This window comes from Kamptonema animale CS-326, assembly GCF_028330895.1.
Lineage (GTDB): Bacteria > Cyanobacteriota > Cyanobacteriia > Cyanobacteriales > Microcoleaceae > Kamptonema > Kamptonema formosum.
Window position 1 is genome coordinate 1 of record NZ_JAQMUA010000394.1, and the last position, 8,840, is coordinate 8,840.

5 protein-coding genes are annotated in these 8,840 nt (G+C 44.0%); 1 reads left to right on the forward strand and 4 read right to left on the reverse strand.

All coding sequences use genetic code 11. The annotated features are described in order from the left end of the window. Positions 1 to 3 precede the first annotated feature (3 nt). The 3 genes from PN499_RS23110 to PN499_RS23120 all read right to left on the reverse strand — a co-directional run bounded on the left by PN499_RS23110 (position 4) and on the right by PN499_RS23120 (position 4,450). Positions 4 to 1,059 (reverse strand): pentapeptide repeat-containing protein, encoded by a 1,056-nt coding sequence (locus tag PN499_RS23110; RefSeq protein ID WP_272034997.1) that lies wholly within the window; start codon positions 1,057 to 1,059, stop codon positions 4 to 6. 1,420 nt (positions 1,060 to 2,479) lie between these two features. Further along, entirely contained in the window at positions 2,480 to 3,700 is a 1,221-nt protein-coding gene (locus PN499_RS23115) for a general stress protein (RefSeq protein ID WP_272034998.1), read from the reverse strand. A 255-nt stretch (positions 3,701 to 3,955) separates the two neighbouring features. Continuing rightward, on the reverse strand, positions 3,956 to 4,450 hold the full coding sequence (locus PN499_RS23120) for a BON domain-containing protein (RefSeq protein ID WP_272035000.1): 495 nt from the start codon (positions 4,448 to 4,450) through the stop codon (positions 3,956 to 3,958). Between the two features lie 707 nt (positions 4,451 to 5,157). Between PN499_RS23120 and PN499_RS23125 the strand changes: the two genes are divergently transcribed. After that, positions 5,158 to 5,835: a HEAT repeat domain-containing protein gene (locus PN499_RS23125; RefSeq protein WP_272035002.1), complete on the forward strand. Its 678-nt coding sequence runs from the start codon at positions 5,158 to 5,160 to the stop codon at positions 5,833 to 5,835. A gap of 373 nt (positions 5,836 to 6,208) precedes the next feature. Here the strand turns inward: PN499_RS23125 and mutS are convergent, their stop codons facing one another. Beyond that, complete coding sequence (mutS, locus tag PN499_RS23130) at positions 6,209 to 8,836, reverse strand: DNA mismatch repair protein MutS (protein ID WP_272035004.1); 2,628 nt, start codon at positions 8,834 to 8,836, stop codon at positions 6,209 to 6,211. Positions 8,837 to 8,840: the final 4 nt, after the last annotated feature.

The window sequence follows — 8,840 nt, forward strand, 5'->3', positions numbered from 1 at the left end:
CCCCTAACCGTGAGTCGCCCCATTGGGTAGAATCGCGCCGCCCAAACACGCCTCATTCAAGTTGGCAACATTCAAGGTAGCCCCAATTAAATTAGCCTCAGATAAATTAGCTCCAGTCAAGTCCGCTCCCGCCAGGGATGTCAATAACAAACCCGCACCGGACAGATTGGCATCACACAGATTCGCTCCTCGCAAATCAGCTTCTAGTAAGCTAGCACCAGACAAATTAGCCCCGCTCAAATTGGCTCCCCGCAAATTAGCCTTATTCAACTCAGCAGCCCTTAAATCAGCTTTGTGCAAACTTGCCCCATTGAGATTAGCTCCCCTCAAGTTAGCTCCTTGCAAGTCAGCTCCACTCAAATTAGCACCGTTCAGATTAGCTGCGCTCAAGTCAGTTCCTTGTAACTCAGCTCCACTTAAGTTAGCAACACACAAATTTGCTTCTCGCAAACTTGCCTCGCTCAAGTTTGAGGAGTGCAAATTAGCACCACTAAGATTTCCACGATTGGCGTAAGCTCGAATCAGAGTTGCGCCGCTCAAATTTGCGCCGCTCAAGTCTACTTCGCTCAAAATCGCTCTATTCAAAATCGCCCTACTTAAATCAACTCCATTGGCAGTCGCTCGGCTTAGAGTTGCCCCACTTAAGTTAGCATCTACTAATTTCGACCCATTGAGCAAACAAGCTCCAACCAGACTCGCTCCAATCAAAACCGCTTTACTTAAATCAGCCTGAGAAAAAATAGCTCCGCTGAGGTTGGCTCCACTCAGGTCAGCTCCTAATAAGATAGTTCCAGTTAAACTAGCTCCACCCAGATTGATTTCAATCAGTTTAGCCTTAGATAAATTAGCTCCGCTTAAGTCTGCTCCGCTTAAGTTCGCTCCGATTAGTTTAGTTCTGGTTAAGTTAGCCCCTCTCAAATTTGAGTTACTCAGATTTGTCCGATTCAGATTGGCTTCACCTAGATTAGCGGCAATCAGGTTAGCTCCTCTAAAATCTCTTTCCCCTTGTCTATGTCGCTCTAACAGTTCATTGGCGCTTAAAAGCTCAGTGAAATTCATAAAAAAGTTGAGTAATTTTCCTGAATGTGTGGATATTCCCGGCTGTCCGCAAATTTCTGTAGGACTTACGCATTAGTTACGTAACGCTGCCTTCTAGGCGGTATCCTAACCGCCCAGAGGGCGGCGTTACAGAAAAAAGTTAGCGAGCCGAAATTGTCAGCAGTTGGTTCAAAAGAAAGAAATAGAAAAGTTGTTAATGCTAAGCAGCACCATATTGGCACAGCTCTATTTTCGGTAGAATGATTTCGGATTGACTTAGGTTAAAGGGAAGTTTGAAGTTTAGACTTTTAAGAGGTTGCAGATTTCTTCGCAAACAGTCCCGGTTTTGATGATTGAGTTAAACTATTCCAGACTTAACAACCACTGCTCATCACTACCTAAAAACTCAATTCTGGTAACTCTTAAAATAATCACAATTCAAGGCTTCCTCAAGCCAATTGCCAATTCCTAAAATCCCAAATTTTTTTGATTACTATTGCCGCCTTAGAAAATCAAGAGTATCGGGTATTCCCAGGGGCATCCCTACCGCCTTCCTGACTATCAAGCGGTTTAGGGTTTTGTTTAGCTACTGTCACCTCCCATCACTGCATATTGTTGCAGTGAAAACCCAGAGTTTGGCTGTTTTCCTATCAGTGCTAAACATTCAACAGAAGCACAAGCGAAAATTCTCAGGAGTTCTTGCCGTCTCAACGCGGTTCGCGTCTGTACAAAAAGCTCCTGTATTCTTGTGCTTCTGTGCTTACTGCCACCTTCTCCTAAATCCATAGAGGGCTTGTGGTTCTAATTAACAGAACACCAGGTACGCTGACGCGCTCCCGGCCATACTAGCTTGATTCTGGGGTACTCGAATGCCGAGCTGAAGCATTCCCAGGAACACTGCCTAACTTTAGCAGGTCTTGCCAATGGCAACATCAATAGTTGTGAGCTTACCGATATGTGCCTAAGTCTTGCGGTCATCTGCTGGAGATGCGAGCATCTCGACAGATGGCGGCAATATTAGTCTAATATTTGCCCCCAACCCCAGGCCCTACTCGGCTCGTGGGGATCGGCTACTTCACCTATTATTTGCTGAAATTAGCTGCCCCATATTTAAAGATAATCGCTAGCAGGAGTTAGAGGCAAGAGATACTTTTAGTAAATCCCGATGGTTAATTATACTTCTATAGCACAGGACAAGTAGTAGCAAGGGATACAGACGATCGAGCTCGATCAATAAGATTTGCGATGTTGAACTGCTTAAATACAAGCCAGAGGAGACAAGGAGATGAAGAAAAAAAGTTATATCTGGATCTAGGAGGTGGCAAATGCAGAATAATAAAGCTAGAGTTGGCTATTCCTAAAAATAACCAACTCTAGCTTTAGTTTTTGTTAATAATTGCGCTCTTTCCCTGGGAAGGGCAATTATGCTATTGTTACAAACTTATCCCAAGCGGCGAGTGCTCGCATCAGGCTCGCGATTGTAAATAGGAGTAGTATCGACGCTAGGAGTACCGGGAGTGCCGTAGTTAGCACGAGCTGTATCTACGCTGGGGTAATCGTAAATCCCCCATTCTTGAATGCCTCGCGGGCTTAGAATAGATTCGGCTCTGGCGATCTGGTCGTCTGTTCCTTTGACCATCACTAAATAATCACCCTTGGCTATGCGATCGCTATAAGCTCTAGCCCGTTCTTCGGGAATTCCCAAGCCGACTAAGGCCCCTATCAAACCGCCAGCGGTGGCACCAATTGCCGTACCTGTGAGGGTAGTTGCGAGTGCAGTTGCACCGGCTCCAGCCAGCATAATTGGGCCAAGACCAGGAATGGCTACTAAACCCAATCCCACCAACAAACCTGTCAAACCGCCCAAAGCGCCGCCAGTCACGGCACCTTTAGCTGCACCTAAATCTGCTTTGTTGCCGGCGCTATCTTGTACGTCAACGCCTGCAATGTCATCTTGCCGATCGGCATCCCGGGCGATGACAGAAACGTTGTCCATGTTAAAACCAGCATTTCTCAACTCGCTGAGCGCTTGTTCTGTCTCGTGGCGGGTGGGGAAAACGCCTACTGCCCGCTTGTCTCGGTGGGCAACTCTGTCTCGATCGTGACTGCTGGGTACGTCGTAGATGCCCCAGTCTTGGATGCCGCGTACACTGAAGATACTCTGGGCTGTGGCGATTTCGGCATCAGTACCTTCTACAAATACTAGATATTCACCTCTTAAGAGGCGATCGTTGTAAACTCTTGCTTGCTCTTCAGGAACACCCAAACCTACCAATCCACCGACTAAACCGCCAGCAGCAGCACCGATCGCACCCCCTACTAAAGCATCTCCCAGAAGAGCTGCGATCGTACCACCTGCTACTATCGGGCCGATTCCCGGAATACTCAGCGCAGTTAGGCTGCCGATTAAGCCAATCAAGCCTCCCGTTACAGCCCCGGCGGTAGCACCTGCTTTAGCGCCGCGCCCTACTTGCTTGTCTTTACCACTACTAACCGTAGCTCCAGCGATGTTGTCATCGATGCGATCGCCGTCGGTATTTTGTGCAACTACCGAAACTTTATTCATGGGAAAGCCTGTACTTTGAAGCTCTCTAAGCGCTAATTCTGCGTCTTGATAATTAGAAAAGGCTCCTACAGCTCGCTTTTGTTGACCTAAAGCCATGTTTTTACATCCTCTGCTTGTTATGTATAGAATTTGTACAGCGACAAAATCAATTTTTGATTTGTGCTATTACCATTCCTTTATTCACTATTTTCCCTAGCATTTTCATCGGTCGCTAGGGGGAACCTTGCTATCTATCCTCCGACAGATTGGGAAATAATTCCTAAAGCCTGAATTCAGAAGATAAGCATCTAGAAATCTGAACTTAGAAGTCAGAATTGGGAAGAATCCATTCTGACTTCTAAATTCAGATTTCTACTGATTGTTTGATTTAGGCTGATTTGAATCGCTAGGAACTGCGGCTGCTACAACTGCCTTATTAGTTACGCTGTTGACACCTTTAATCTCTTTAGCTAAAGGTTCAATCTTCCCTAGATCTTTTTCGTTGGGAACTGTTCCTGATATAGTAACTGCACCATCTTTAGCAGCAACGGTTAGTTGACCTCCCGTGATGTTGACCTCTAATTTAGAACGGACTTCACTCTCTAGGTCGCCATCGGCTCTTTTTGCATCGCCGCCAGTTACATTGTTACGTTGTTCTCGTGCGCGAATATCAGAATTTGCTTGTGCTCTGCGAGTCTCGCTAGTAGCATCATCTTGGTTATTCTGAACGGTCTTAGTATCTGGTGTTTTGATATCTTCCTGCTGAGTAGAATTAGGAGCGTTAGCACTTGTTTTGGCAGTGTTGTCGCAAGCGGCAACTCCTAATAATAAGATACCACTGATCAGAAATGGTGTTAGCTTCTTCATATTTAAGGGGCCTCTTGTTAAGATTGGATTAGCCAGATGGACTTCTTCTCTGTCCTTTTCAAAATTTAAACTAGCTTTAACAAATATAGAAATTAATGGAAACTATTACATCGTTCTCTAGGTGTAAACTTGATATGTGTCGGTAGGTAGAGGAAAATATTAAGTACAGGAGTTATGAGAATAGAGGTAATAAAATAGTTAGGAACACCACACACATCTCTGAATTTGCACCCTTTCTATTCTCTGTGGTTCGTTCACAAAAATTTAGTTCCTAACTAATATAGCATGGCTCTCAGCTATCATTTTTTTAGAAATAAAAAGAATAGAGCAACTGGACACCAGACAAGACTCTCCTCTTTTTTCAAATTTGCCGATCGCGTGATGTTGGTGCGTTTGCTCTGAAGCCTGATTTTTGGTAACTTCTGGCTGGTGCGTAAGTGTTAAATTAATTCGTCCTAGCACCAGATTTGAGGTACTGTGTGGGAAATTAGGCGATCGCTCTGCGTGGAACCAGTAGAGTTCCTCGTCCAAGATGACGGCTACATTGACCTCAAACGCTTCTCTTGTTAATGATGGGTTGCTGAGAAAAATGCCTTTTAAATTTGCAGATTCTGTTTGTAGCGATCGCGCTTGCTTGAGTCGATCCCTAGACTAGCACTATAATAGACTTATCCAAATGTAAATTTTTACTAAGAGCTCGGTAAATAATGACCGCTTTAAGCATAGACCAAATTTCAATCCAGTTAGACAGCCAAAATTCAGCCGATCGGATGATCGCTTTAGCCAACCTCCGACACATTCCGGCGGTAGAGGCAGTACCTTTAATAAAAAAGGTGTTAGACGATGAAAATTTACAGGTGCGATCGATGGCAGTCTTTGCCCTGGGTGTGAAACCCACCGAAGAATGCTATCCGATTCTGGTGAAATTGCTAGCAAACGATCCAGATTATGGCATTCGCGCCGATGCTGCTGGGGCTTTGGGCTATTTAGGGGATATTAGAGCATTTGAGGCTTTAATACGCGCTTTTTATGAAGATACCGACTGGTTAGTGCGCTTCAGCGCCGCCGTATCTTTGGGTAATCTTAAAGATCCTCGTGCTCGCGACGCGCTAATCCAAGGCTTGGATAGTGAAGAAGCTGTCATGCAGCAAGCAGCAATTTCAGCTTTGGGTGAGATCAAAGCTGTGGATGCGGTGGAAGCGATTTTGCGCTTTGTCCAGTCGGAAGATTGGCTAATCCGTCAGCGTCTTGCTGAAGCTTTGGGGAATTTGCCTAGTCCTAAGAGTGTTTCTGCGCTGAAATACTTAGAAAAAGACAGCAATTCCCAAGTATCTCAAGCTGCATCGCTTTCACTTCAGCGTTTGTCTGAAGAGGAAGGGATTTAAACAGGTTTCAATTTTGAATTTTGACAAGACTTACGCAAAAGTATCCGTAACGCCGCCATCTTGGCGGTATCTTTATCGCGATTGATGGCGACCGTACTGCGATCGTGCGTAAGTCATATTTGAGTTAAAAGCTAAAACTCCATACTGTCATTGCGAGCTCCGCGAAGCAATCCCAACGCCTTAAGATTGCTTCGCGGAGCTCCTAGTCACTTAAATTTATATAGCCACGATTTTCCATCACCGAGTATTTTCTTTCAACTAAGTAAATCTACCTAATTAAACATAAGATCGGGATGGCTAAAAAGCTGACTGTATAAACATTCTTCCTTCTCTCCTAGATAACTAAATTTTTCTTCCTTCTTCCTTCTTCCTTCTACTTATCAAAAATATCCAATTGTTCGGCCTCTAAATCCTGTTTCTCCTGTTTCTTAATCCCCTTCCGCAACCCCATCGCAATCTTACTGTGCTTCTCAATTTGCCGCATAACTTGCCGAGCCCTTTCAATTACCGACGGAGGTAAACCCGCCAATCTCCCGGCTTCAATCCCATAAGATTTATCCGCACCTCCCGGTTGAACTTGGTGCAAAAAGATAATTTGATCCGGTAACTCTTTCACCGTCACCTGATAATTTGCTACATTCGGCAAAATAGATGCTAACTCATTCATTTCGTGATAGTGAGTAGCAAAAATTGTCCGCGCCCGAATCTCATTTGCTAGATATTCCGCCACCGACCAAGCAATCGAAAGACCATCAAAAGTCGCCGTTCCTCTGCCAATTTCATCTAACAAAACTAGAGATTTAGGTGTAGCATGATTGAGAATATTTGCCGTCTCATTCATTTCTACCATAAAAGTAGACTGACCAGTTGCCAAATCATCCACAGCACCAACACGGGTAAAAATGCGATCGCATATTCCCAAAGTTGCCGATTTTGCAGGTACAAAACTACCCGTTTGTGCCATCAACTGAATCAAACCCACCTGCCGTAAATAACAACTCTTACCGCTAGCATTCGGCCCAGTTAAAATAATTAAATCAGGTCTATTTACCGATTCTTCACTGCCTAAAAAAGCCGAATTAGGCACAAAAAATCCCGCAGGTAAAGACTTTTCTACCACCGGATGCCGCCCTTCTACAATTTTAATTTCCCGACTTTCTACCATAGTCGGACGACAATAACCATAATATACTGCAACTTCAGCCAAACCGCACAAAACATCAGCGGCAGCCACCGCACGGGAAACATTACGAATTACTTCCGCCTGTTCTCCCACCGACTCGCGCAATCCCGTAAAGATATCATATTCTAACTGATTCAAATCCTCTCGTGCCGTTAAAATTCTTATTTCCCTTTCTTTCAATTCTTCAGTGCTATAACGCTCTTCATTAGTCAGAGTTTGCTTGCGAATGTAATCATGTGGAACTTGATCGATTTTCGATTTTGTAATACTAATATAATAGCCAAAAGCTTTATTATAGCCAACTTTCAAGTTGGAAATTCCCGTGCGCGTTCTCTCCGTTGCCTCTAAATTAGCCAGCCATTGTTGATCCCCTGATGCCATGCCTCGCATTCGATCCAACTCATCATTAATACCTGGGCGGATTAAACCACCCTCTTTTAAATGAATAGGCGGTTCATCTACTAAATAAGCATGGATATTTTGCCCTAAGTTCTCTAGCACGGGCGGCACATTTTGTAATGCCTTAAGATAAGGGGAACGTCCCTGCAATGCTACATTCGCTAGTTGTGGTAATTTCTCTAAAGAATCTGCCAAAGCAACCAATTGTCTAGCAGTTGCAGTACCAGAACCCGCACGACCAGCCAGCCTTTCTATATCATAAATTTGGCGTAATAATTGCTGTAAATTTTGACGCAAAGAATTATTTTCTACTAATTCTTGAATAGTGTCATGTCTAGCACGAATAGCTTTAATATCTAACAACGGTTGCAAGAACCAGCGACGTAAAGCGCGACCTCCCATTGCAGTATTAGTTTTATCAATTGCCCACAATAAAGAACCGTGAAAATTGCCATCGCGGACTGTTTGGATAATTTCCAGATTGCGACGAGTTTGGTGATCGAGAATTAAAAAATCACTGAGTGCATAAGTGTGTAGAGGTTCTAAAGGAACTGAATTTTCTTTCTGAGTTTCTTCTAAGTATTCTAATAAACCGCCAGCGGCGCGAACTCCTAAAGGGAGATTTTCACATCCCATACCTTCCAGCGATCGCACTTTAAATTTTTGTAGAAGTCTCTGTTTTGCCTCTGGAAGAGTGAAGGGAAGTTGCTTCCGCAGTGAATAGCAAAATGAAGGAGGTAAAGATTCAGGTAAATGTTCCGATCTTTCTCCGGGTCTTAGCATTGTACCTACATTCTGGCTATGAGTAGGAATTAGAATTTCTGACGGCTGCAAGCGGAGTAATTCTAGATTTAATTGTTCTAAATTAGTAGATTGAACAGTTAAGAATTCACCTGTAGAAATATCAGTATAAGCTAAACCCCAATGTTCGCCAGCAATCACAACTGCTGCTAAAAAGTTATTTTGACGAGGTTTAAGCATCCCATCATCTGTCAAGGTTCCGGGAGTGAGAATTTTAGTAATTTCTCGCTTAACTTGGCGACCTTCTTTAGCAGCAATTGCTGCATCTTCTACTTGGTCACAAATTACTACCGCATAGCCTTTTTCTACTAACATGGCACTGTAGCGGTCTAGTGCGTGGTGTGGTACACCTGTCATCGGTACTCTACCGATTTCTTTACCACCTTCCTTGCTAGTGCAAACCAGTTCTAATTCCCGTGAAATGGTAACAGCATCTTGGAAAAAACACTCAAAAAAATCGCCGACACGAAAGAAAAGAAGCGCATGGGGATATTGTTCTTTAACACCGACATACCGCTGCATCATCGGTGTCAGTTTATCAAAATCTAGCAATCCGTAGTCAGCATTACGGATATTGGGTTGATTGGGGTCAGTAGGAGTAGATGCAGTATAAGGCATAGAG